This is a genomic window from Stenotrophomonas genospecies 5 (assembly GCF_054473825.1).
Map to the genome: position 1 here is coordinate 189,513 of NZ_JBTMUW010000004.1, position 22,051 is coordinate 211,563.

21 protein-coding genes are annotated in these 22,051 nt (G+C 67.4%); 8 read left to right on the forward strand and 13 right to left on the reverse strand.

Features of this window, described 5'->3' with window-relative positions; translation table 11 throughout:
* Positions 1 to 140: 140 nt before the first annotated feature.
* The 5 genes from ACX9OW_RS20015 to ACX9OW_RS20035 form a co-directional block, all read right to left on the reverse strand.
* The gene (locus tag ACX9OW_RS20015) at positions 141 to 1,397 is read right to left on the reverse strand and encodes a cysteine desulfurase (protein WP_459062737.1); all 1,257 of its coding nucleotides are present in this window, start codon (positions 1,395 to 1,397) and stop codon (positions 141 to 143) included.
* The gene (gene sufD / locus ACX9OW_RS20020; protein ID WP_065182414.1) at positions 1,394 to 2,656 is read right to left on the reverse strand and encodes a Fe-S cluster assembly protein SufD; all 1,263 of its coding nucleotides are present in this window, start codon (positions 2,654 to 2,656) and stop codon (positions 1,394 to 1,396) included. Before sufD ends, ACX9OW_RS20015 begins: the two co-directional genes overlap by 4 nt.
* On the reverse strand, positions 2,656 to 3,420 hold the full coding sequence (gene sufC / locus ACX9OW_RS20025) for a Fe-S cluster assembly ATPase SufC (protein WP_053516654.1): 765 nt from the start codon (positions 3,418 to 3,420) through the stop codon (positions 2,656 to 2,658). The genes sufD and sufC overlap by 1 nt, the downstream gene beginning before the upstream one ends.
* A 65-nt stretch (positions 3,421 to 3,485) precedes the next feature.
* The gene (sufB, locus tag ACX9OW_RS20030; RefSeq protein ID WP_065182413.1) at positions 3,486 to 4,961 is read right to left on the reverse strand and encodes a Fe-S cluster assembly protein SufB; all 1,476 of its coding nucleotides are present in this window, start codon (positions 4,959 to 4,961) and stop codon (positions 3,486 to 3,488) included.
* Between the two features lie 16 nt (positions 4,962 to 4,977).
* Complete coding sequence (locus ACX9OW_RS20035) at positions 4,978 to 5,433, reverse strand: SUF system Fe-S cluster assembly regulator (RefSeq protein ID WP_053516656.1); 456 nt, start codon at positions 5,431 to 5,433, stop codon at positions 4,978 to 4,980.
* A 214-nt stretch (positions 5,434 to 5,647) separates the two neighbouring features.
* Between ACX9OW_RS20035 and ACX9OW_RS20040 the strand changes: the two genes are divergently transcribed.
* Both ACX9OW_RS20040 and ACX9OW_RS20045 read left to right on the forward strand, forming a co-directional pair.
* On the forward strand, positions 5,648 to 6,115 hold the full coding sequence (locus ACX9OW_RS20040) for an SET domain-containing protein (RefSeq protein ID WP_053516698.1): 468 nt from the start codon (positions 5,648 to 5,650) through the stop codon (positions 6,113 to 6,115).
* Between the two features lie 132 nt (positions 6,116 to 6,247).
* On the forward strand, positions 6,248 to 6,790 hold the full coding sequence (locus tag ACX9OW_RS20045) for a type 1 glutamine amidotransferase domain-containing protein (RefSeq protein WP_111186009.1): 543 nt from the start codon (positions 6,248 to 6,250) through the stop codon (positions 6,788 to 6,790).
* Between the two features lie 68 nt (positions 6,791 to 6,858).
* On the opposite strand, the gene ACX9OW_RS20050 is transcribed toward ACX9OW_RS20045, so the two are convergent.
* The 4 genes from ACX9OW_RS20050 to ACX9OW_RS20065 form a co-directional block, all read right to left on the reverse strand.
* Complete coding sequence (locus ACX9OW_RS20050; RefSeq protein WP_065174554.1) at positions 6,859 to 7,455, reverse strand: DUF1439 domain-containing protein; 597 nt, start codon at positions 7,453 to 7,455, stop codon at positions 6,859 to 6,861.
* Positions 7,456 to 7,532: 77 nt separating this feature from the next.
* Positions 7,533 to 8,072 carry a hypothetical protein gene (locus tag ACX9OW_RS20055; RefSeq protein WP_459062738.1) on the reverse strand — a complete coding sequence of 180 codons (540 nt, stop codon included), beginning with the start codon at positions 8,070 to 8,072 and terminating at the stop codon, positions 7,533 to 7,535.
* 55 nt (positions 8,073 to 8,127) lie between these two features.
* Positions 8,128 to 8,436, reverse strand: coding sequence for a DUF3861 family protein (locus ACX9OW_RS20060; protein ID WP_053516660.1), 309 nt, complete (start codon positions 8,434 to 8,436; stop codon positions 8,128 to 8,130).
* 298 nt (positions 8,437 to 8,734) lie between these two features.
* Positions 8,735 to 9,133 carry an HU family DNA-binding protein gene (locus tag ACX9OW_RS20065; protein ID WP_053516661.1) on the reverse strand — a complete coding sequence of 133 codons (399 nt, stop codon included), beginning with the start codon at positions 9,131 to 9,133 and terminating at the stop codon, positions 8,735 to 8,737.
* A 371-nt stretch (positions 9,134 to 9,504) separates the two neighbouring features.
* Between ACX9OW_RS20065 and ACX9OW_RS20070 the strand changes: the two genes are divergently transcribed.
* On the forward strand, positions 9,505 to 9,936 hold the full coding sequence (locus ACX9OW_RS20070) for an OsmC family protein (RefSeq protein ID WP_053516662.1): 432 nt from the start codon (positions 9,505 to 9,507) through the stop codon (positions 9,934 to 9,936).
* Positions 9,937 to 9,982: 46 nt separating this feature from the next.
* Here ACX9OW_RS20070 and ACX9OW_RS20075 read toward each other — a convergent pair whose 3' ends face one another.
* Entirely contained in the window at positions 9,983 to 10,861 is an 879-nt protein-coding gene (locus tag ACX9OW_RS20075) for a PhzF family phenazine biosynthesis protein (RefSeq protein ID WP_065174556.1), read from the reverse strand.
* Between the two features lie 123 nt (positions 10,862 to 10,984).
* Complete coding sequence (locus ACX9OW_RS20080) at positions 10,985 to 11,857, reverse strand: PhzF family phenazine biosynthesis protein (protein ID WP_459062739.1); 873 nt, start codon at positions 11,855 to 11,857, stop codon at positions 10,985 to 10,987.
* A gap of 74 nt (positions 11,858 to 11,931) precedes the next feature.
* Between ACX9OW_RS20080 and ACX9OW_RS20085 the strand changes: the two genes are divergently transcribed.
* The 3 genes from ACX9OW_RS20085 to murD all read left to right on the forward strand — a co-directional run bounded on the left by ACX9OW_RS20085 (position 11,932) and on the right by murD (position 17,345).
* Positions 11,932 to 14,526, forward strand: coding sequence for a bifunctional aspartate kinase/diaminopimelate decarboxylase (locus ACX9OW_RS20085; RefSeq protein WP_053516666.1), 2,595 nt, complete (start codon positions 11,932 to 11,934; stop codon positions 14,524 to 14,526).
* 76 nt (positions 14,527 to 14,602) lie between these two features.
* Complete coding sequence (gene murL / locus ACX9OW_RS20090; RefSeq protein ID WP_053516667.1) at positions 14,603 to 15,955, forward strand: UDP-N-acetyl-alpha-D-muramoyl-L-alanyl-L-glutamate epimerase; 1,353 nt, start codon at positions 14,603 to 14,605, stop codon at positions 15,953 to 15,955.
* Positions 15,936 to 17,345 carry a UDP-N-acetylmuramoyl-L-alanine--D-glutamate ligase gene (gene murD / locus ACX9OW_RS20095; protein ID WP_459062740.1) on the forward strand — a complete coding sequence of 470 codons (1,410 nt, stop codon included), beginning with the start codon at positions 15,936 to 15,938 and terminating at the stop codon, positions 17,343 to 17,345. The genes murL and murD overlap by 20 nt, the downstream gene beginning before the upstream one ends.
* Before the next feature lie 93 nt (positions 17,346 to 17,438).
* Here murD and ACX9OW_RS20100 read toward each other — a convergent pair whose 3' ends face one another.
* Entirely contained in the window at positions 17,439 to 18,029 is a 591-nt protein-coding gene (locus tag ACX9OW_RS20100; protein ID WP_065174561.1) for an SMI1/KNR4 family protein, read from the reverse strand.
* 127 nt (positions 18,030 to 18,156) lie between these two features.
* On the opposite strand from ACX9OW_RS20100, the gene ACX9OW_RS20105 reads away from it, so the two are divergent.
* On the forward strand, positions 18,157 to 18,948 hold the full coding sequence (locus ACX9OW_RS20105; protein ID WP_459062741.1) for a dienelactone hydrolase family protein: 792 nt from the start codon (positions 18,157 to 18,159) through the stop codon (positions 18,946 to 18,948).
* A gap of 76 nt (positions 18,949 to 19,024) precedes the next feature.
* On the opposite strand, the gene ACX9OW_RS20110 is transcribed toward ACX9OW_RS20105, so the two are convergent.
* Complete coding sequence (locus ACX9OW_RS20110; protein WP_065174563.1) at positions 19,025 to 20,023, reverse strand: polyprenyl synthetase family protein; 999 nt, start codon at positions 20,021 to 20,023, stop codon at positions 19,025 to 19,027.
* A gap of 215 nt (positions 20,024 to 20,238) precedes the next feature.
* Between ACX9OW_RS20110 and ACX9OW_RS20115 the strand changes: the two genes are divergently transcribed.
* Positions 20,239 to 21,852 (forward strand): alpha-glucosidase family protein, encoded by a 1,614-nt coding sequence (locus ACX9OW_RS20115; protein ID WP_065182403.1) that lies wholly within the window; start codon positions 20,239 to 20,241, stop codon positions 21,850 to 21,852.
* The last annotated feature ends 199 nt before the right edge of the window (positions 21,853 to 22,051 follow it).

Consider the following 22,051-nt stretch of genomic DNA (forward strand, 5'->3'; position numbering starts at 1 on the left):
CGGCATTACGATGAGATTGCCCGTTCCTGGCATCACTCGGCATTTCCCGGTTTCATCTCTACTGGCTTGCTTCCCACGAGCAATAAAAAACGCCGCAGTCCCCTGCGGCGTTCCCGTATTTCCCCGGCTATGGTGAATCCTCAGCCGAGCAACTTACGTACCTTGGTCAGCGCGGTCATGAACCGCTCGATCTCTTCGTGCGTGTTGTAGAACGCCAGCGAGGCACGGCAGGTGGCTGCGACACCGAAGTACTGCAGCAACGGATGTGCGCAGTGCTGGCCGGAACGCACGGCCACGCCTTCCAGGTCGAGCAGGGTGGCCAGATCGTGTGCATGCGCGCCGTCGATCAGGAACGAGACCACGGCCGCCTTCTCCGGCGCTTCACCGATGATGCGCAGGCCCTCGACGCGGCGCAGCTCTTCGGTGAAGTGGGCGAGCAGCTCGGCTTCCCGCGCCTCCACGTGCTCCTGGCCGATGTCCTGCAGGTAGTCGGCGGCCACGCCCAGGCCGATGAAGCCGGCGATGTTCGGGGTGCCGGCCTCGAACTTGTGCGGGGCATCGTTGAACACGGTGCCGTCGAAGCTGACTTCCTTGATCATCTCGCCACCGCCGAGGAACGGCGGCATCGCGTCCAGATGCTCGCGGCGTGCCCACAGGGCGCCGGTGCCGGTCGGTCCGCACATCTTGTGGCCGGTGATGGCATAGAAGTCGCAGCCGATCGCGGCGACGTCGACCTTGCGGTGTGGCGCGGCCTGCGAACCGTCCACCACGGTGATGATGCCGCGCTTGCGCGCCTCACGGCAGATCTCGCGCACCGGGTTGACCGTGCCGAGCACATTGGATACGTGGGTGACCGCCAGCAGCTTGACCTCGGGGGTCATGGCCGCACGCAGCGCATCCAGGTCGAGCGCGCCATCCGGGGTGATCTCGGCCACGCGGAGGGTGGCGCCGGTACGCTGCGCGACCAGCTGCCACGGCACGATGTTGGCGTGGTGCTCCATGCGCGAGACCAGGATCACATCACCGGACTTCAATCGCGGCAGCGCCCACGAGTACGCCACCAGGTTGATGGCGAAGGTGGTGCCGCTGCACAGCACCAGATCGCTGGGGCGCACGTTGAGGAAGCGCGCCAGTTTGTTGCGCGCACCTTCGTAGGCATCGGTGGCTTCACTGCCCAGGGCATGCACCGCGCGGCTGACGTTGGCGTTGTAGCGGCGATAGAACTCATCCGCCGCGCCGATCACCTGCACCGGTTTCTGGCCGGTGTTGGCGTTGTCGAAATAGACCAGCGGCTTGCCATGCACTTCACGCATCAGCAGCGGGAAGTCGAGACGCACGCGATCCCAGTCAGGGGCGCTGGCGCGTTCTTCGATCGGGCGCGGGGTGGAGAGATTCATGCCACACCCGCCTCGGCCAGGGCCTTGTCCAGGCGGCGTGCCAGCTGCTCGCGCAGCGCGTCCGGCAGTACCTTCAGCGGCTCATGGCAGAACGCGGCACTCAGCAGTGCCTGCGCCTGTGCCTGCGGCAGGCCACGCGAGCGCAGGTAGAACAGCGCGTTCGCATCGAGCTGGCCGACGGTCGCACCGTGTGCGGCTTTCACTTCGTCGGCATCGATCACCAGCACCGGCTGGGTGTCGATCTCGGCGTCGGCCGACAGCAGCAGGTTCTTGTTGGACAGGTTCGCGTCGGTGCCGTCGGCGCCTTCGCGGATCTGGATGCCACCATGGAACACCACGCGGCTGCGGTTGGCGGCCACGCCGCGCCACAGCAGCTCGCTACGGGTATCGCGGGCGATGTGGTCGATGCCCAGGCGGGTATCGACGTGGCGGCGGCCATTGCCGAGCAGCACGCCATTGGCTGTCAGCTGCGCGTTGTCGCCTTCCAGCCGTACGTTCAGTTCGTGGCGGCTGAGCGCGGCGCCCAGTTCCAGGTCCACGCGGTGATACTGCGCGTCACGGGCCAGCACCGCGTCGGTGCGCAGGATGCTGGTCTGGCGTGCACTGCCGGCCTGTACGCGCGCATGCTTGAGCACGGCATCGCGCGCAACGTGGACGTGCAGCACGGTGTTGTCCAGGTGGGCGGAGTCACCGACGCTGAAGCGGTGTTCGACCACGCCCAGGCTGGCGCCGGCACGCAGTTCGATCAGGTGGCGGTGGTGCCAGGCCAGATCGGTGTCACCGGCGACGCTGGCGAACACCAGCTGCAGCGGTGCCTCGACCTGCACGCCGTCGTCCACGCGCAGCACCGCGCCTTCATCGGCCAGGGCGGCATTCAGGCGGGCGAACACTTCGTCGCTGCGCTCGTAGCGGCGGCCGAGGAAACGCGCGGCATCCTCACCGGCGGCCAGCGCCGAGGACAGCGGTTCCAGCTGCACGCCGGCCGGCAGGCCGTGGGTGTCGCTCAGTGCGTCGCTGAGGCGGCCGTTGACGAACACCAGGCGCGGCGCGGGGATGTCTTCCAGCACGGCCACATCCAGCACCGGCGGCGACAGCGGCGCGGCGGCGAAGGCACGGCGCTCCAGCTGGCGCAGCGAGGTGTACTTCCAGGCTTCGTTGCGGGCGGCCGGCAGGCCATCACGCAGGGCCGCATCCAGCACTTCGCGGCGCGCATCGCTGCCGCAGAAGGCCTGGGCCATGGAATCAAGCAGGGCGCTCATCAGACCGCCGCCTCGGGCACGACCCGGTCCTTCAGGAAGTCATAGCCGTGCGCTTCCAGTTCCAGCGCCAGTTCCGGGCCACCGCTCTTGACGATGCGGCCGTCGGCCAGCACGTGCACCACGTCCGGCTTGATGTAGTCCAGCAGGCGCTGGTAGTGGGTGATGACCAGGAACGAACGGTCGGCGGCGCGCAGCGCATTGACGCCGTCGGCCACGCTCTTCAGCGCATCGATGTCCAGGCCCGAATCGGTTTCGTCGAGGATCGCCAGCTTCGGTTCCAGCACGGCCAGCTGGAAGATCTCGTTGCGCTTCTTCTCGCCACCGGAGAAGCCTTCGTTGACGCCACGGTGCAGCAGTTCGTCCTTCAGGTGCAGCACGGCCAGCTTCTGCCGTACCAGCTTGAGGAACTGCATGGAATCGAGTTCGTCCTCGCCGCGTGCCTTGCGCTGTGCGTTCAGTGCCGCGCGCAGGAAGTAGGTGTTGTTCACGCCGGGGATTTCCACCGGATACTGGAACGCCAGGAACAGGCCGGCAGCGGCGCGCGCTTCCGGGTCCTGGTCGAGCAGATCGACCCCGTCGAACCGGACGCTGCCCTCGGTCACTTCATAGCCGTCGCGGCCCGCCAGGACGTTGCCCAGGGTGGACTTGCCGGCGCCGTTCGGGCCCATGATGGCGTGCACCTGGCCGGGCTGGACGTCCAGCGAAAGGCCCTTGAGGATTTCCTTGTCGCCGATGCGGGCGTGGAGGTTTTCGATCTTCAGCATGGTGGGAATTTCCGTGAGGCGGGCCGCAGCCCGCCGATAAAAAGAATGCGTTGCGAGGGCAGGGCTCAGCCCACCGAACCTTCCAGCGAGACTTCCAGCAGCTTCTTGGCTTCCACTGCGAATTCCATCGGCAGTTCGCGGAACACCTGCTTGCAGAAGCCGTCGACGATCATCGACACCGCGTCTTCCTGGCTGATGCCACGGGCGCGGCAGTAGAACAGCTGGTCATCGGAAATCTTGGAGGTGGTGGCCTCGTGCTCGACGGTGGCGCCCGGGTTCTTCACCTCGATGTAGGGGAAGGTGTGGGCGCCGCACTGCTTGCCGATCAGCAGCGAATCGCACTGGGTGTAGTTGCGTGCGCCCTCGGCATTGCGGTCGACCTTGACCAGGCCGCGGTAGGTGTTCTGGCCACGACCGGCGCTGATGCCCTTGCTGACGATCTTGCTCTTGGTGCGCTTGCCGACGTGGATCATCTTGGTGCCGGTGTCGGCCTGCTGGCGATGGTGGGTCAGCGCGACGGAGTGGAATTCGCCGACCGAGTCATCGCCCAGCAGCACGCAGGACGGATACTTCCAGGTGATCGCCGAGCCGGTCTCGACCTGGGTCCAGGTGACCTTGCTGCGTGCGCCGCGGCACTCGGCGCGCTTGGTGACGAAGTTGTAGATGCCACCGACGCCGTTCTCGTCGCCCGGATACCAGTTCTGCACCGTGGAGTACTTGATCTCCGCATCTTCCAGCGCCACCAGCTCGACCACTGCGGCGTGCAGCTGGTTCTCGTCGCGCATCGGCGCGGTGCAGCCTTCCAGGTAGGACACGTAGGCCTTGTCCTCGCACACGATCAGGGTGCGCTCGAACTGGCCGGTGTGGCCGGCGTTGATGCGGAAGTAGGTGCTCAGCTCCATCGGGCAGCGCACGCCCCTGGGAATGAACACGAAGCTGCCATCGGAGAACACCGCCGAGTTGAGCGCGGCGAAGTAGTTGTCACCGACCGGCACCACGGTGCCCAGGTACTGGCGCACCAGTTCCGGATGTTCCTTGATGGCTTCGGACATCGAACAGAAGATGATGCCCTTCTCGGCCAGCTCCTTGCGGAACGTGGTACCGACCGAGACCGAGTCGAACACCGCGTCCACCGCCACGCCGGCCAGCTTGGCGCGCTCGTGCAGCGGCACGCCCAGCTTGTCGTAGGTATCGAGCAGTTCCTTGGGCACGTCATCCAGCGAGGCGTACTTCGGGCCCTTCGGTGCCGAGTAATAGCTGAGCGCCTGCAGGTCGATCGGGGCGATCTGCAGCTTGGCCCAGTTCGGCATCGGCATCGTCAGGAAGTGGCGGTAGGCGTCCAGGCGCCACTGCGTCATCCACTCCGGCTCGTCCTTCTTGGCGGATAGCGCACGGATGGTGTCCTCGTCCAGGCCCGGGGGCAGCGAGTCCGATTCGATGTCCGTGACGAAGCCGGCCGAGTACTTGCGGCCGAGCTGCTCATGGATCTCGCGGTTGGGGGTGTCGTCGTGGGCGACGGTTTCGATGGTTTCGGTGGCCATGGGGGCTGCCTACGGATCAGGAGACGACGTCGACAGCGATGGTGCGGCGCTGTTCGTCATCGACAAGGGGAAGAGGGGGCAGGATCTGCGCCAGGCTGACATCGCGCAGGGCCTCGGAGACCACGTCGTTGATCAGCCGCCAGCTGCTGCGCGCGCCGCACTTGGGCGCCATGCCGCACTGGTGGTGGTCGTGGCTGCACTCGGTCAGGGCCAGCGGCCCTTCCATTGCTTCCACCACTTCGAACAGCGAGACCTCCACGGCGGGCCGGGTCAGCCGATAGCCGCCGCGGACGCCGCGCAGGCCCTCGACCAGGCCGGCCTGTGCCAGCGGCTTGAGGACCTTGCTGACGGTGGGCGGCTCCAGGCCGGTGAATTCGGCCAGCTCGGTGGCGCTGAGCACTTCGCCCGGACGGGCGGCGAGCACGGTCAGCACGACGGTGGCGTAATCGGTGAGTTTGGTGACGCGCAACATGGGGGATGCGAGCGGTTCTTAAAGCGGACTGAAATTGTACGCTTTTCTTCGCCGGCATCCAACCCGGGCATTCAGCCGGCGCTGGGAGACCCTGGCCGGGGCCGTTCACCCGCAGTCACGATCGGGGCGACATGCTGGAGCATCGGGACGATTTTCGCAATTGCCCGGAATGGGCGAGAATCCGGGTTCCTTTCGCTGCAAACAGCCCGTGCCGATGCCGAAGAAGATCCAAGCCCGCAAGTCCGCCATCCATGGCAACGGTGTGTTCGCCGTGGCCCCGATCAAGCAGGGCGAGCGCGTGATCCAGTACAAGGGCCTGCTGCGCAGCCATGGCGACGTCGATGCCGATGACAGCGGTGACGTCGAAAGCGGCCACACCTTCCTGTTCACCCTCAACGACGACTGGGTGATCGATGCCAATTACAAGGGCAACGATGCGCGCTGGATCAACCACAGCTGCGACCCCAACTGCGAGGCGGTGATCGAGGAAGATGCGGACGGCGACAGCCGTGGTGACAAGGTGTTCATCGAAGCGCTGCGCGATATCGCCGCCGGTGAGGAGCTGACCTACAACTACGGCATCGTCCTGGCCGAGCGCCATACGGCCAAGCTGAAGAAGATCTGGGAGTGCCGCTGCGGTTCCCCCAAGTGCACCGGCACCATGCTGCAGCCCAAGCGCTGACCGGCACCGGGTACGGCCGGCCGATCGCCGGCCGCATCGCGGACATGCACCTGCCATCGACACGCGGGTCACTCCGCTTCAATGCACGTTGCCGCACGCTGGGTGCTCATCCTCACCAACGGGAGTGCACTCATGGCCCAGCGCCTCAAAGGCAGACAGATCGCCATCCTGGCCACCCACGGCTTCGAGCAGTCCGAACTGATTGAACCCAAGCGCCTGCTTGAAGCGGAAGGCGCCCGGGTCAGCGTGATATCGCCGGCGAAGGAAGCCACCATCAAAGGCTGGAAAGAGAAGGACTGGGGCGAGGCGGTGGCGGTGGACATCCCCCTGAGCGAAGCCGACGCGGCAGGGTTCGATGCGCTGGTGTTGCCCGGTGGCGTGATCAATCCGGACACGCTTCGCACGGATCAGGCCGCCGTGGACTTCATCCGCGACGTGGCGGCGGCCGGCAAGCCGGTCGCGGCGATCTGCCACGGCCCCTGGCTGTTGATCAACAGTGATCTGGCCAACGGCCGCGAGGTCACCTCGTGGCCGTCACTGCAGCAGGATCTGCTCAACGCCGGTGCGCGCTGGCAGGATGCCGAGGTGGTGGTGGACGGCAATCTGATCACCAGCCGCAAGCCCGACGACATTCCCGCCTTCAGCGAGGCCGTCGTCCGCGCGCTGGCCGCCTGACGATTCGAAGCTGACATCGTGGCGTGCCCGGCCGCTGGACGCCGCCGGGCACCGTGTTGCCGCTCGGCTCAGTTGCCGAGCAGGCCCGCAGGCACCAGGTTGCCGAGGTTCTGGTTGAAGGTGACGACCAGCTTGCCGTTCTTCACCTGTGCCGATTGCACCTGCAGCGCACCGAGCATGCCGGCCACGGCCGGATCAAGCTTGTAGATCGGTTCACGCTGCGCATAGTCGCTCAGCCAGGCATTGAGCAGCCCACGGGTACGTGAATCGAGGCGGCCGCCCTGATTGGCCGGGGTGAAATCGTCCACGCTCGGCTGCTGCAGGTGGAAGCCCTGGGTCTGGGCGTCATAACGCAGGCCGCTGCTGAGCTTGACCGTACCGAGCTTGGCCGGACTGCCGCCGGCGGTCGCAAGCGCCACGTCCATGCCCAGGTTCAGGCGTTCGCCTGCGGGAAGGCTCAGTTGCGGATGGCTCATCGTCAGCGCGATCAGGCCGCCAAGTGCATCCTGTGTACGCGGGAAACTGCCGTCCAGGTACTGCTGCACGTCGCTGGCGCCAACCGAGAGTTCGCGGCCGGAAATCGAAGGTGCGGCCTGCGCGCCGATCGCAGCGGCGATCAGGACGGTGGCGGCGGCGAGGCGGGTCATCAGGGGACGCAGGCGCATGGCGGTGACCGGAAAGGGCGGGGTGGCTACAGAGTAGCTTTGCAGGCTGAATCGAGCGTGCATGCCGTTGCAGCGGTTCAGTCCAAAGAGGGCCGCAGCTGCGCCGACTGGATCTGCCAGGCACTGCCGTCGGCGTTGGGCTGCACGCGATACCAGCCACCAAAGCGGAAGGTGCCGTCGGCGGTCACCGCGCGGACCTGCACCGGAACTTCCAGCAGCTGCGGCGGAAGCTTGCCGTCGACGGCGACCGGCGTCTGGCTGCGCAGGCGCAGGGCGCGCACGTTGTCCAGCTGGCGCAGCGCGGCGTCATCCGCCCGCCGCGGATCGGCGGGGGGGAAGGTCCAGGCAGCGTCGCTCGCGGCGTGGTCGCGATTGAGCAGGTCGGTCATGTACCGGCTGAGCATGTCCCCGGGCGGCTCCGCGTCGTCGGCCACTGCGGCCAGCAACGGGAGGACGGTGGGTGGCCGCAGCGGTGCAGCCTCATCGTCCGCGGCCGTCGGTTGCCGGTGTGCATCATCCGGTCTGGTGGCGACCGGGGCGGTGATATCCACTGCGGGGGGCGGCCGGGAACAGCCCAGCACGACCAGCGGCATCAGCAACAGCAGGGTCCTGCGCATGGTGCCTCCTCCCCGAGGCGACCTGGAGGACGGCAGTGTATCGACTACGGGGCCTTCAGCGGGAGGAGGGCAGCTGATCCAGCGCATCCAGTGCCGGCAGGACCTGGGCGGCGAGTGCGGCCAGTGCATGACCGTCGGTGTCGGCATGACGCTGCACGATGTCGCGCAGCAACTGGGTGGCGACCACCAGCGTGGCGCGCTCGTCGCCACTGAGCCCTGCGGTGCGCGGTGCCGCTTCGAGCAGTCGCATCAGGTCGCGACTGGCGCGATGTTCCAGTTCGATGGTGCAGCGCCCGGTGCACTGCAACCCGTCCTTTTCGATCGGAGTCACCGAGATCCGGTAGCGGGTGGAGGGGCTGGCCATGAGAGGTGCTCGCCGTTGCTGTGGGGGAATGTGCCCACCATAGGCAAGGCCGCCGCCGGCGGCGACGGCCGGCGCTGCACGCAGTGTTCCACCCGGTTGGACGAAGTGCGGGGGAAGCGTGGCCGCAGCCTTTGGTGGCGGGCCTGGGAGGCCGTTTGCGCTGCTGGGGCAACGCTGTGTTGCGATGCCCGGCGCCGTGCCCGGAAGATGGTCGCTGCCTGCGCGGAACCGCCGGGGGCGCCAAAAAAAACGGGACGGCCTGGGCCGTCCCGTCATGCATCCGCCGAATGGCGCGCGCTTACAGCGCGGCGTCCTTCAGCTTCTTGAGCGGACGAACCTTCAGCTTGGTGGTGGCCGGCTTGGCGGCGAACCACTGCTCTTCCTTGGTGAACGGGTTGATGCCCTTGCGCTTCGGCTTGGCCGGCACATTGACGGTGGTGATCTTCAGCAGGCCCGGCAGGGTGAAGGAGCCAGCGCCCTTCTTGTGCACCGAAGAGGCGACAGCGCCTTCCAGCGAGGCCAGCACAGCGCGCACGTCCTTGGCGACAACGCCGGAGGCTTCAGCGATGTGTGCAACCAGGCCGGACTTGGTCAGCACTTCCTTGATCGGCTTCGGAGCGGCCGGCTTGGCGGCAGCCTTCGTCGCGACTTTCTTCACTGCCTTCTTCGGGGCAGCCTTCTTAGCGGTCTTTGCCATGGTTTCCTGTTCCGTGAACGGTTGGTTGTTTGGTCGGCGCCGAACCCCGTCGGCAAGCGCAATGTAGGGCAACTCTCGGGCGCCGCCAATAGCCCGGAGCGCGGAAAGTGCATGTTTTTTCATATCCAGGCCGATTCAGTACATGGCCGGCGGTAGGGGGCAGGGGCACCCGGAGGGGCAGGAAAGCGCCGGCCCTTTCGCCGGGTGGAAGTGCGAAACCGCTGAAAACAAGGGAAAAACGGCATGGCGCGGAGCTGGCGCGAAGCAACCGGAGCACGCGTGCCGGGCACGCTGCAATGCGGCAGAGCGACGCAGGCATAACGTGCGCCATGCGAGGGTGACCGTTCATCACCGCCACACAGGAGCAGCAAATGGGAATCTCGCGACACGCCACCGCGCACTGGGAAGGCGATCTGAAGTCCGGCAAGGGACAGTTGAGCACGCCGCAGAGTGGCCTGCTGGACAAGACCCGCTATGGGTTCAACAGCCGTTTCGGCGAGGAGAAGGGCACCAACCCGGAAGAGTTGATCGCCGCCGCGCATGCCGGCTGTTTCACCATGGCGCTGTCGGCCAAGCTCGGCGAGGCCGGTTTCACTCCGACGTCGCTGGATACCGAGGCGAAGGTGGATCTGTCGATGGAAGGCGGCCCACAGCTTTCGCAGATCCGGCTGAAAGTGAAGGCCGTGGTGCCGGGGATCGATGCGACGCAGTTCCGTGCCATCGCCGACGATGCCAAGCAGAACTGCCCGGTGTCCAAGGCACTGAGCGCGGTGCCCATCAGCCTGGAGGCCGAGCTGGGCTGAGGTCGGTAGCGCCGGGCCATGCCCGGCGTCCCAGGGCAACCACCCATCACCAATCAAGGGTGCCGGCGATCACCGTCTGCACCTGACCGCCGGACCAGACCTCGCCGGCCTCGTCCACGCGCAGGGTCAGGCGTGCGTCATGCCCGACCTCCCGGCCCTGGCTGACGTCGAATGCCTCGCGGCCCCGCGGCAGAGCGCCGCGCAGGTCCAGCCATGCCGCCAGCACGGCGTTGGCGGCGCCGGAGGCGGCATCCTCGAAGCGGCGCCCGTTGCCGACGAACGCGCGCACGGCCAGATCGAAGCCTTCGTTGCCGTCGGCGAATGCATAGGCGAACACGCCCATGCTGTCGGTGGATTCGGCCAGCGCGGCCACCGCGTCCCAGTCCGGGCGCAGCGCGCGCAGGGCCGATTCATCGGCAACCTGGACCACCCACCAGCTACGCCCGCCCTGCATGCGTGCGGGCGGCAACCGACCCAGTGGCCAGCCCTCCAGGGCCGCCTGCAGGCGGGGATCGTCCGCCTGCGCGGTTTCGGCCAGCTGCGCGCGCGGGGTGCGGATGGCAATGCGCTGTTGCGCGCCTTCGCCGCTGACCCGCAGCGGCAGCGCGCCGGCAATCCCGTCCTGCACCAGCAGGCCATCCACCGCCTCCGCCAGGCCCGCCTGCAGCACGGCATGCGCGGTGCCTACGCTGGGGTGGCCGGCAAACGGGACTTCCTTCTGCGGACTGAACATGCGCAGGCGGTAGCTGGTTCCCGCCGTCTGCGGCGGGAACACGAAGGTTGTCTCGGGCAACCGCGTCCAGCGGGCGATGGCCTGCATGGTGTCGTCGTCGAGTCCGTCGGCATCCAGCACCACGGCCAGCGGATTGCCGGCACCGGCGCGCGGGGAGAACACATCCAGTTGCAGGAAACGGCGTGCGGACATCAGTGACAACTCCAGGAAACGATGGGACGGTGGCGCGGGGCCATGCTCCGCGAGCGCGCAGCGCGGCGAGTCGCCGGGCATGGCCCGGCGCTACCGGCAAGGCGGCATAGGGTATCGCGGGGGCTACCAGTGAATCTGCCCATCGATCACCGGCTGCACCTGGCCGCCGATCCACACGGTGCCCTGCGCATCGACCTGGACCTGGACCTCACCATCGCGGCCCACTTCGCGGCCCTGGCTGGCCACGTAGCCGGCGTCCGTGCCCGGCAGCGCGCTGCGTTGCCGCAGCCAGGCGCCAATCAGCGCATTGGCACTGCCGGTCACCGGATCCTCAGGAACGTTCACCGCATCGCCGGGGCAGAAAGCGCGCACCACGAGCGCGTGAGCGGCAGCCTTTTCCGGTGCGAACACGGCCACGCCGGTGGCGCCGGTGGCATTGGTCCAGTCGCGCACGGCGGCCATGTCCGGCGCCAGGGAGCGCACGCTGGCGGCATCACGCAGGGGCAGCAGCCACCATCGTGGACCGTTGTCCCACAACTGGGCCACTTGGCCCTCGGCAGCCTGGGCCAGCAGCGCTTCCGGCACCGCCCCGGGAGCGGTATCCAGGTGCCGTGCTGCGGGGCTGGCGAGCTGGATCGTCGGTGCGGCAGCCGGGCCGGACACGCGCACCGGCAACAGCCCGGCGGCGCACTGCTGTACCAGGGCACCGTCGCGCGGCACGGCCAGGCCGCTGGTCACCGCTGCCCAGGCGGCACCGACACTGGGGTGGCCGGCGAACGGCAGCTCGCTGCCCGGGGTGAAAATGCGTACGTGGTAGTCGGCACCGGCCGCGGTGGGGCGGACGAAGAACACTGTCTCGGACAGGTTCAGCCAGGCGGCCAGCGCCTGCATGCGGTCGCTGGAAAGCCCGTCCGCGTCAAATACGACACCCAGTGGGTTGCCCGTGCCGGGACGGGGAGCAAAGACATCGAGCTGCAGGTAACGATAGGCGGTCATGGCGGGGATATTGGGCTTAGAATCGAAGGTTCCGCCCCCAGGGGCGGCTTCCCCACAATACACATAGCCAATCCATGTCAGCTTCCCCCCTTGTCGATCGTTGGATCGTACTGAAGTTCGGCGGCACCTCGGTGTCGCGTCGCCATCGCTGGGACACGATCGGGAAGCTGGCGAAAAAACGCGCGGAAGAAACCGGCTCGCGCGTGCTGGTGGTGGTTTCGGCGCTGTCCGGGGTGACCAATGAGCTGACCGCGATCGCCGACGGTGCGGCGGACAGCCGTGATCGCGTCGCCGCGCTGGTCGAACGCCACGAGGCATTCCTGGTCGAGCTGGGCCTCGGCCGCGAAGTGCTGGCCGAGCGTCTGGCCGCCCTGCAGGGCCTGCTGGACGATCCGCGCGCGGCCACCCGGCCGCTGGACTGGCAGGCCGACGTGCTGGGCCAGGGTGAACTGCTGTCCTCGACCGTGGGCGCTGCATACCTGCGCGCGTCCGGGCTGGACATGGGCTGGATGGATGCCCGGCACTGGCTGGATGCACTGCCGCCGCAGCCGAACCAGAGCGACTGGTCGCAACGCCTGTCGGTGAACTGCCAGTGGCGCTCGGATGCGGACTGGGCGCAGCGCTTCCGTGCGCAGCCGACCCGCCTTCTGATCACCCAGGGCTTCATTTCGCGGCACGCGGACGGTGGCACTGCCATCCTCGGCCGTGGCGGTTCGGACACCTCGGCGGCGTACTTCGGTGCGCTGCTCGGCGCCAGCCGGGTGGAAATCTGGACCGACGTGCCGGGCATGTTCAGCGCCAATCCCAAGGATGTGCCGGACGCGCGCCTGTTGACCCGCCTGGATTACTACGAGGCGCAGGAAATCGCCACCACGGGTGCCAAGGTGCTGCATCCGCGCTCGATCAAGCCGTGCCGCGATGCCGGTGTACCGATGGCGATCCTCGACACCGAGCGCCCCGAGCTTCCAGGTACCAGCATCGACGGCAATGCCGCGCCGGTACCGGGCGTGAAGGCAATCAGTCGTCGCAACGGCATCGTGCTGGTGTCGATGGAAGGCATCGGCATGTGGCAGCAGGTCGGCTTCCTGGCCGATGTGTTCGCCCTGTTCAAGAAGCACGGCCTGTCGGTGGACCTGATCGGTTCGGCCGAAACCAATGTCACCGTGTCGCTGGATCCGTCGGAGAACCTGGTCAACACCGATGTGCTGGCCGCGCTGTCGGCCGACCTGTCGCAGGTGTGCAAGGTCAAGGTGATCGTGCCCTGTGCGGCGATCACCCTGGTCGGGCTGGGCATGCGCTCGCTGCTGCACAAGCTGTCGGATGTGTGGGCCACGTTCGGCCGTGAGCGCGTGCACATGATCTCGCAGTCGTCCAACGACCTGAACCTGACCTTCGTCATCGATGAGGCCGATGCCGATGGCCTGCTGCCGATCCTGCATGCGGAACTGATCGACAGCGGCGCCATGCCGGTGGAGGAAACCGAGGTGTTCGGCCCGCGCTGGCGCGAGATCGCCGGCACGGTTCGCCCGCGCGGCACGCCCTGGTGGCGCGGCCAGCGGGCGCACCTGCTGCAGCTGGCCGACGCGGGAACCCCGCGCTACGTCTATCACCTGCCGACCGTGCGGGCGCGTGCCCGCGCGCTGGCTGCGATCAAGCCGATCGACCAGCGTTACTACGCGATCAAGGCCAACAGCCACCCGGCCATCCTGCAGTTGCTGGAGTCGGAGGGTTTCGGCCTGGAGTGCGTTTCGCATGGCGAGCTGAAGCATGTGTTCCAGCACCTGCCGGAACTTTCGCCCAGGCGTGTGCTGTTCACCCCCAGCTTCTGCCCGCGCAGTGAGTACGAGGCCGCGTTCGCACTGGGCGTGACCGTCACCGTCGACAACGTCGAAGCCCTGCAGCGCTGGCCGGACCTGTTCCGCAACCGCGAGCTGTGGTTGCGCGTGGACCTGGGGCGCGGCGAAGGCCACCACGCCAAGGTCCGCACCGGCGGCAAGGAGTCCAAGTTCGGCCTGCCGATCGCCCGCGTCGATGAGTTCGTCCGTGCCGCCACCGAACTGGGCAGCCGGGTGGTCGGCCTGCACGCCCATCTGGGCAGCGGCGTGGAAACCCCGCAGCATTGGCGCCTGATGTGCGATGAGCTGGCAGGCTTCGCCCGCCGCATCGGCAGCGTGCAGACGATCGACATCGGCGGTGGCCTGCCGATTCCGTACAGCGACGAGGACGAGCCCTTCGATCTGGACGCGTGGGCTGCCGGCCTGGCCGAGGTCAAGGCGCTGCACCCCGCATTCCGCCTGGCCATCGAGCCGGGGCGCTACCTGGTGGCCGAGTCCGGCGTGCTGCTGACCCATGCCACCCAGGTGGTGGAGAAGGACGGCGTGCGCCGCGTCGGCCTGGATGCCGGCATGAATACGCTGATGCGTCCGGCCCTGTACGACGCCTGGCACGACATCGAGAACCTCAGCCGCCAGGGCGGGTACGCCGAGGCGGCATTCGATGTCGTCGGCCCGATCTGCGAGTCCAGCGATGTGTTCGGCAAGCGGCGCAAGCTGCCGGTGTCCACCGCGCCGGACGACGTGATGCTGATTGCTGACGCTGGCGCCTATGGCTACGTGATGTCCAACACCTACAACCAGCGGGCGCTGCCGCGCGAGGATGTGATCGAGTGATCGCCCTGCGCGCGCTGCACCCGCCCACCGACACGCCCCGCGCAACCGCGCGGGTCCGTGCCTGACCGGATACACCATGACTGCTTTCGACAAACACCAGGTCTCCCGTTTCCGCTTCGTCCGCTGCGAATTTGCCGCGGACAGCGGCGTGGCACGGCTGGTCTATGCCTTCGATGATGGCCCCGAGATGGTGGAAACCATCACCGTTCCCGGCGCCCCGTTCGTCCTCGACCCGGCGCGCGCCGCTGCCGTGCAGCGAGCGCTGCAGCTGCTGCACCTGATCGCCGGCGTCAGCTACTACAAGGCCGGCGTGCCGGAGATCGTCAGCATCGACAGCTACGCCATCGATGCCGATACCGCGGCGCTGGTGGAAGCGATCTACCTCAACGGCCTGGGCGAGTTCGCCTACCGCAACGGCCTCAACCTGCGTGGCCGCTTCCGCCTGCCGGTGCAGGGCGAGCCGGTGCAGGCACCGGAGGTGGGCCTGCAGCCGCATGCGCTGGTCGCCATCGGTGGCGGCAAGGATTCGCTGGTCAGCATCGAAGCGCTGCGACGGGCGGGTGTGGACGAGACGGTCACCTGGATCGGCGGTTCGCAGCTGATCCGTGCCTGCGCCGAACGCACCGGCCTGCCGACGCTGAACCTGGGCCGCGCGCTGGCGCCGGAGCTGTTCGAGCTCAACCGCCAAGGGGCGTGGAACGGCCATATCCCGGTGACCGCGGTGAACTCGGCGATCATGGTGCTGGCAGCCCTGCTGCAGGGCGTGGACCAGGTGGTGTTCTCCAACGAACGCTCGGCCAGCTACGGCAGCCAGATTCCGGGCACCGGCGAGGTGAACCACCAGTGGTCCAAGGGCTGGGCGTTCGAGCAGGCCTTCGGCAGCCATGTGCAGGCGCACGTGGCCGCAGACCTGCAGTACTACTCGCTGCTGCGACCGATGTCGGAACTGGCGGTGGCCCGCCAGTTTGCCAAGAGCGACTTCTACGACGCGCATTTCTCCAGCTGCAACCGCAACTTCCATATCCTCGGCGAGCGCCCCGTGAACCGCTGGTGCGGCGTCTGCCCGAAGTGCCATTTCGTGTTTCTGGCGCTGGCGCCGTTCATGCCCAAGACCCGCCTCGTGCGCATCTTCGGTCGCAATCTGCTGGACGATGTCGAGCAGGCCGGTGGCTTCGACGCGCTGCTGGAGTTCCAGGATCACAAGCCGTTCGAGTGCGTGGGCGAAGGTCGTGAATCGCGTGCAGCAATGGCGACCCTGGCGCAGCGACCGGAGTGGAAGGAAGATGCGCTGGTGAAGCGCTTCTGCAACGAGATCCAGCCGCAGCTCGACGCGGCCGAACTGGAGCTGGCGCCGATGCTGCAGCTGCAGGGCGAGCACCGCATTCCGGCTGCGCTGTGGGAACGGGTGCGTGAAGATTTCTCAGCTTGAAGGAAAGCGCGTCGCGCTGTGGGGCTGGGGGCGTGAGGGCCGTGCCGCATTCGCGGTGCTGCGTGCACGCCTGCCGACGTTGCCGCTGAGCCTGTTCTGTCCGGCCGCCGAAGCCGATGCGGCGCGCGCGGAAACGCAGGGGTCACTGGAGGTGCGTGGCGAGCCTTCGGCCGAGGCGCTGGCCGCGTTCGACGTGGTGATCAAGTCACCCGGCATCAGTCCCTACCAGCCGATCGCGGTGGCCGCGGCGGCACGGGGCACGCGTTTCATCGGGGGCACCGCGCTCTGGTTCGCCGAGCATGCCGCTGACGACGGCATCGTCCATGACACCGTATGCGTGACCGGTACCAAGGGCAAAAGCACCACCAGCGCGCTGGTCGCGCACCTGCTGCGTGCGGCCGGTCATCGCACCGGCCTGGTCGGCAACATCGGCCTGCCGCTGCTGGAAGTGCTGGACCCGCAGCCGGCGCCTGAGTATTGGGCGGTGGAACTGTCCAGCTACCAGACCGGCGAAGTGGCGCGCAGTGGCGCGCGACCGCAGGTGGCGGTGGTGCTGAACCTGTTCCCCGAACATCTGGACTGGCATGGCAGCGAACAGCGCTATATCGAGGACAAGCTGCAGCTGGTCACCGATGCCGCTCCGTGCATCGCCGTGCTCAATGCCGCCGATCCGCATCTGGCGGAACTGACGCTGCCGCACAGCCAGGTGGTCTGGTTCAACCAGCCGCAGGGTTGGCACATGCGTGGCGACATCGTGCATCGTGGCGAACAGGCGGTGTTCGATACACGCAATACGCCGCTGCCGGGCCGCCACAACCGCGGCAACCTGTGTGCGGTGCTGGCCGCGCTGGAAGCGCTGGGCCTGGACGCGGCGGCGCTGGCGCCGGCCGTGCAGGATTTCCGTCCGCTGCCCAACCGGCTGCAGCGCATCGGCGTGGCCGATGGGCTGACCTACATCAACGATTCGATCAGCACCACGCCGCACGCCAGTCTGGCGGCGCTGGAGTGCTTCAGCGGCCAGCGCATCGCGCTGCTGGTGGGCGGGCATGACCGCGGCCTGGACTGGACCGATTTCATGCAGCACATGGCGCACGATGTGCCGCCGGTGGAGATCGTGACCATGGGCAGCAACGGCCCGCGCATCCACGCGATGCTGCAGCCGCTGGCCGATGCAGGTCGATTCGGGCTGCATGCGGCCGTCGACCTGCCGGAGGCCATGGCGCTGGCACGCGCTGCGCTGGGCCAGCAGGGCGGGGTGGTGCTGTTGTCGCCGGGCGCACCAAGTTTTGGGGCCTACCGCGATTACGTTGCGCGCGGACGTCACTTCGCCGAGCTGGCCGGATTCGATCCGGACAGCATCAGCGCGATTCCGGGCCTGGGCGTCGCCTGAGGGGGGCGGATCCCTTTCCGCAGGAAAGGGTTCTGACCCCGGCGGGATCCCGGCCGGCAACCCACCGGCAAATTCATCCACGCAGGCGTGGATCTACGCTTCCTCGATGAACGCGTAGTCGCCGTCAATCAACTGCTGCAGATACGCATCGAAGCCGGGCGCGATGACCGCATAGCTGTCCGGATCATGCAGGTAGCGCACCACCTGGCCGACGGAGCCACCCGGTGCCGGGTCGAAATCCAGGTACAGCATCGAGGTGCCGCCGTTGTTCATGCAGTGCGAGAAGCACAGGCGGCGGCTCATCGGTACGTCGGCATCGATGCCGTCGCCGAGAATCTCCGGTTCGTCGTCCAGCCATTCTTCGTAGATCGAGCGGATGCTGTCGTCCCAGTGCCGCTGATCCTCGAAGATCTGTGCGACCGAGCGCAGGTAGTAGGGGTATCCGCCGCCTTCCACGTCCGAGCCGAGCATCAGCACGCAGACCTCGCCCTCGGGATACCGGCGGAAATGCGTGCCATCCACGCGCGACAGCAGCGCAACCAGACTGTCAGGTACCTGCGGCCACTGCGCACGCAGGCGTTGCAGGTCTCCGGCGCTGGCGCCCTGGACATGCGCCCATTGCGCAGCATCGTCGGCGGGCAGGCGCGGCATCAGGCCGGACAGGAATTGATCGACAAGGTTCATTCGCAAACAGGGGCTGGGCGGAATCAGGGCGTATCCAACCACACCTGCGTCACGCCGCCAATGCAGAATGCGGACGGGAGGGGGACATCAGGCGACCCCTCTGTTTCCTTTTCTCTGGAGCAGGCGCATGAATGCATGGCGTTGGGGTGTGGCGATGGTCCTGGGTCTGGCGGCGCTGCCGGCGTGGGCGGCGATGAAGACCCAGCCGGTGGAGTGGACGCACCAGGGCACGACCTTCAGCGGGGTGCTGGTCTATGACGACGGGGACAGTGACAAGCGCCCCGGACTGGTGATGGTGCCGAACTGGAAGGGTGTGAACGAATCGGCGGTCGAGAAGGCCAAACAGCTGGCCGGCGATGATTACGTGGTGCTGGTGGCCGATGTCTATGGCAAGGGTGTGCGGCCGAAGACCGATGCCGAGGCAGGGCCGGTCGCCACCGCGTTGCGCAACGACCGGCCGCTGCTGCGTGCGCGTGCGCTGGAGGCGGTGAATGTGCTCAAGGCACAGGCCGGCAAGGTGCCGCTGGATGCCAGCCGCATCGGTGCGGTCGGCTTCTGCTTCGGCGGCACCACCGTTCTGGAGCTGGCCCGCGCGGGCGCGCCGCTGGCCGGCGTGGTCAGCCTGCATGGTGGGCTGGGCTCGCCGCTGCCGGCGCAGGCCGGTGGAGCGCATCCCTCGGTGCTGGTACTCAATGGTGCCGATGACAGGAGCGTGACCGCGGCCGACATCGCCAGCTTCCAGCACGAGATGAATGCCGCCAAGGTCGACTGGGAATTCACCAACTACAGCGGCGCCGTGCATTGCTTTGCGGAGCGTGATGCCAACAATCCGCCGGGGTGCCAGTACAACGAACGGGCGGCGAAGCGCGCGTGGAAGGCACTGGATGAATTCTTCGAGGAGCGCTTCGAGAAGCGCTGAGGCACCGGGTTCGCCGGGCCATGCCAGGCGGGCGCAGTGGCACCCGGTAGCGCCGGGCCATGCCCGGCGAGCGCGGTCAATGCGTGCGCTGCACCGCGTAGCGGGCCAGTCCACGCAGAGCGGCGACGGCATCATTGTCGCCCAGCCCATCGAGCGCACGCTCGGCGCGCTCTGCGTATTCCTCGGCCCGGCGACGACTGTAGTCCAGGCCGCCGGTGGCGTGGATCGCGGCCAGCACTTCCGGCATTGCCGACGCATCGCCTTCCTGCACGATGGTGCGCAGGCGCTCGCGGGTGGCGTCGTCGGAGTGGGCCATGGCATGGATCAGCGGCAGCGTTGCCTTGCCTTCGGCGAGGTCGTCGCCCAGATTCTTGCCCAGCTCCTCGGCGTTGGCCGAGTAATCCAGCACGTCATCGGCGATCTGGAAGGCGTAGCCCAGATGCATGCCGTAGTCGTACAGCGCCTGCTGGGTGGCTTCGTCCACGCCGCTGGCCAGCGCGCCCAGGCGGGTGCCGGCAGCGAACAGCACGGCGGTCTTGCGCTCGATCACGCGCAGGTAGGCCGCTTCGTCGGTATCCGGGTTATGCACGTGCAGCAGCTGCAGCACTTCGCCTTCGGCGATGCGATTGGTGGTGTCGGCCAGGATCCGCATCACCGGCATGCGGTCCAGCTCGACCATCAGCTGGAAACTGCGCGAGTACAGGAAGTCGCCAACCAGCACGCTCGGTGCGTTGCCCCACAGGGCATTGGCGGTGCTGCGGCCGCGCCGCAGGCTGGATTCGTCCACTACGTCATCGTGCAGCAGGGTGGAGGTGTGGATGAACTCGATGATCGCCGCCAGCTGGTGGTGCTCGGGGCCGGCATGGCCGACCGCATGACCGGCCAGCATCACCAGCATCGGCCGCAGGCGCTTGCCGCCGGCGGAAATGATGTGGTCCGCGATCTGGTTGATCAGCACGACGTCCGAGGACAGCCGGCGCCGGATCAGGGCGTCGACGGCGGCCATGTCGGCCGCAGCAAGCGACTGGATCTGGGGCAGGCCCAGGGCGGGGCGGGTGTCTTCGGTGATGGTCATGCGATCAGGCTTTCAGGCTCGTCGATGATTATAGGCGCTGCCCGTGAATTCGGGCGCAAACCGGCCTGCGGGCCTGATCGCCCCGGCCGTGCGTGACTGCCTGGCGTGAATACGTATGCAGGTGGCGCCATCCCCGCGGAGGCACCGCTAAGCTTGCGGGACTTGGTTTTCGGCCCGCTTCCGGCGGGTCCCGCATGCCCGGAGGGGGGCTGTCGATGTCGCACTATCCATGGTGGCGCGGAGCCGTCATCTACCAGATCTATCCGCGCAGTTTCCTTGACGCCAACGGCGACGGGGTCGGTGACCTGCCAGGGATCATCCAGCGCCTGGACCACATCGCCACGCTGGGTGTGGATGCCATCTGGATCTCGCCGTTCTTCAAGTCGCCGATGGCCGACTTCGGCTATGACATCGCCGATTACCGCGACGTCGACCCGCTGTTCGGCAGCCTGGAGGACTTCGACCGCCTGCTGGCCAAGGCCCACGGCCTGGGGCTGAAGGTGATGATCGACCAGGTCCTCAGCCATACCTCGATCGAGCACGCGTGGTTCCGCGAGAGCCGCCAGGATCGCAGCAATCCGAAGGCCGACTGGTACGTCTGGGCCGACCCGCGCGAGGACGGCACGCCGCCCAACAACTGGCTGTCGCTGTTCGGCGGCTGCGCCTGGCAGTGGGAACCGCGCCGCGAACAGTACTATCTGCACAATTTCCTGGTCGACCAGCCGGACCTGAACTTCCACAACCCGCAGGTGCAGCAGGCCACGCTGGACAACGTGCGGTTCTGGCTGGACCGTGGCGTGGATGGCTTCCGCCTGGATGCGATCAACTTCTGCTTCCATGACGCGCAGCTGCGCGACAACCCGGCCAAGCCCGCTGACAAGCGCGTTGGCCGAGGCTTCAGCCCGGACAACCCGTACGCATACCAGTACCACTACTTCAACAACACGCAGCCGGAGAACCTGCCGTTCCTGGAGCGGCTGCGCGCGCTGCTCGACCAGTACCCCGGTGCGGTCAGCCTGGGCGAGATCTCCTCGGAGGATTCGCTGGCCACCACCGCCGAGTACACCCGCGATGGCCGCCTGCACATGGGTTACAGCTTTGAACTGCTGGTGGACGACTACAGCGCGGCCTACATCCGCGAGACTGTCTCGCGCCTGGAAACCGCGATGAGTGAAGGCTGGCCGTGCTGGGCGGTGTCCAATCACGATGTGGAGCGCGCGGTCACCCGCTGGGGCGGCCATCCGGCCGATCCGCGCCTGGCGCGCATGCTGGTGGCGCTGCTGAGTTGCCTGCGCGGCTCGGTCTGCCTGTACCAGGGCGAGGAACTGGGCCTGGCCGAGGCCGAGGTGCCGTTCGAGGCGCTGCAGGATCCCTACGGCATCACCTTCTGGCCGAACTTCAAGGGCCGCGATGGCTGCCGCACTCCGATGCCGTGGACGGATGCGCCACTGGCCGGTTTCACTACCGGTCAGCCGTGGTTGCCGATTCCGGCCGGGCACCGGGCAGCGGCCGTCGCGGTGCAGGACGCTGACCCGCAGTCGGTGCTGGCGGCCTTCCGGGCATTCCTGGGCTGGCGTCGCCATCAGCCCGTCCTGCAGCATGGCAGCATCCGGTTCCTTGACAGCAGTGAGCCAGTGCTGCTGTTCGAGCGTATGCTTGCAGATGAAACCCTCCTGCTGGCCTTCAACCTGTCGGGCGAGGCGGTGACCCATCCGCTGCCGGCCGGCCGTTGGCAGCAGATGGATGTGCCGGGCCCGGATGCGGGTACGGTGCAGGGTGGCGAACTCCAGCTGCCGCCGCGTGCGGTGTTCTGCGCACGACGCAGCTGATCGATTTCTCCGGTGGCGGTACTTGCGGGGACGGGGCCGAAGCGCCCCGTCCCTTTTTTATGGGCCGTGCCGTGGCTGGCGGACCCCGCCCAAAAGAAAACCCGCTGCTTAGGCGCAGCGGGTTTCCGGTCATGCCTGCGGTCCTCGCCGCCGGGCATGGCCCGGCGTTACCGATGGGGTGGTTGCCGGCCTGGGGCCG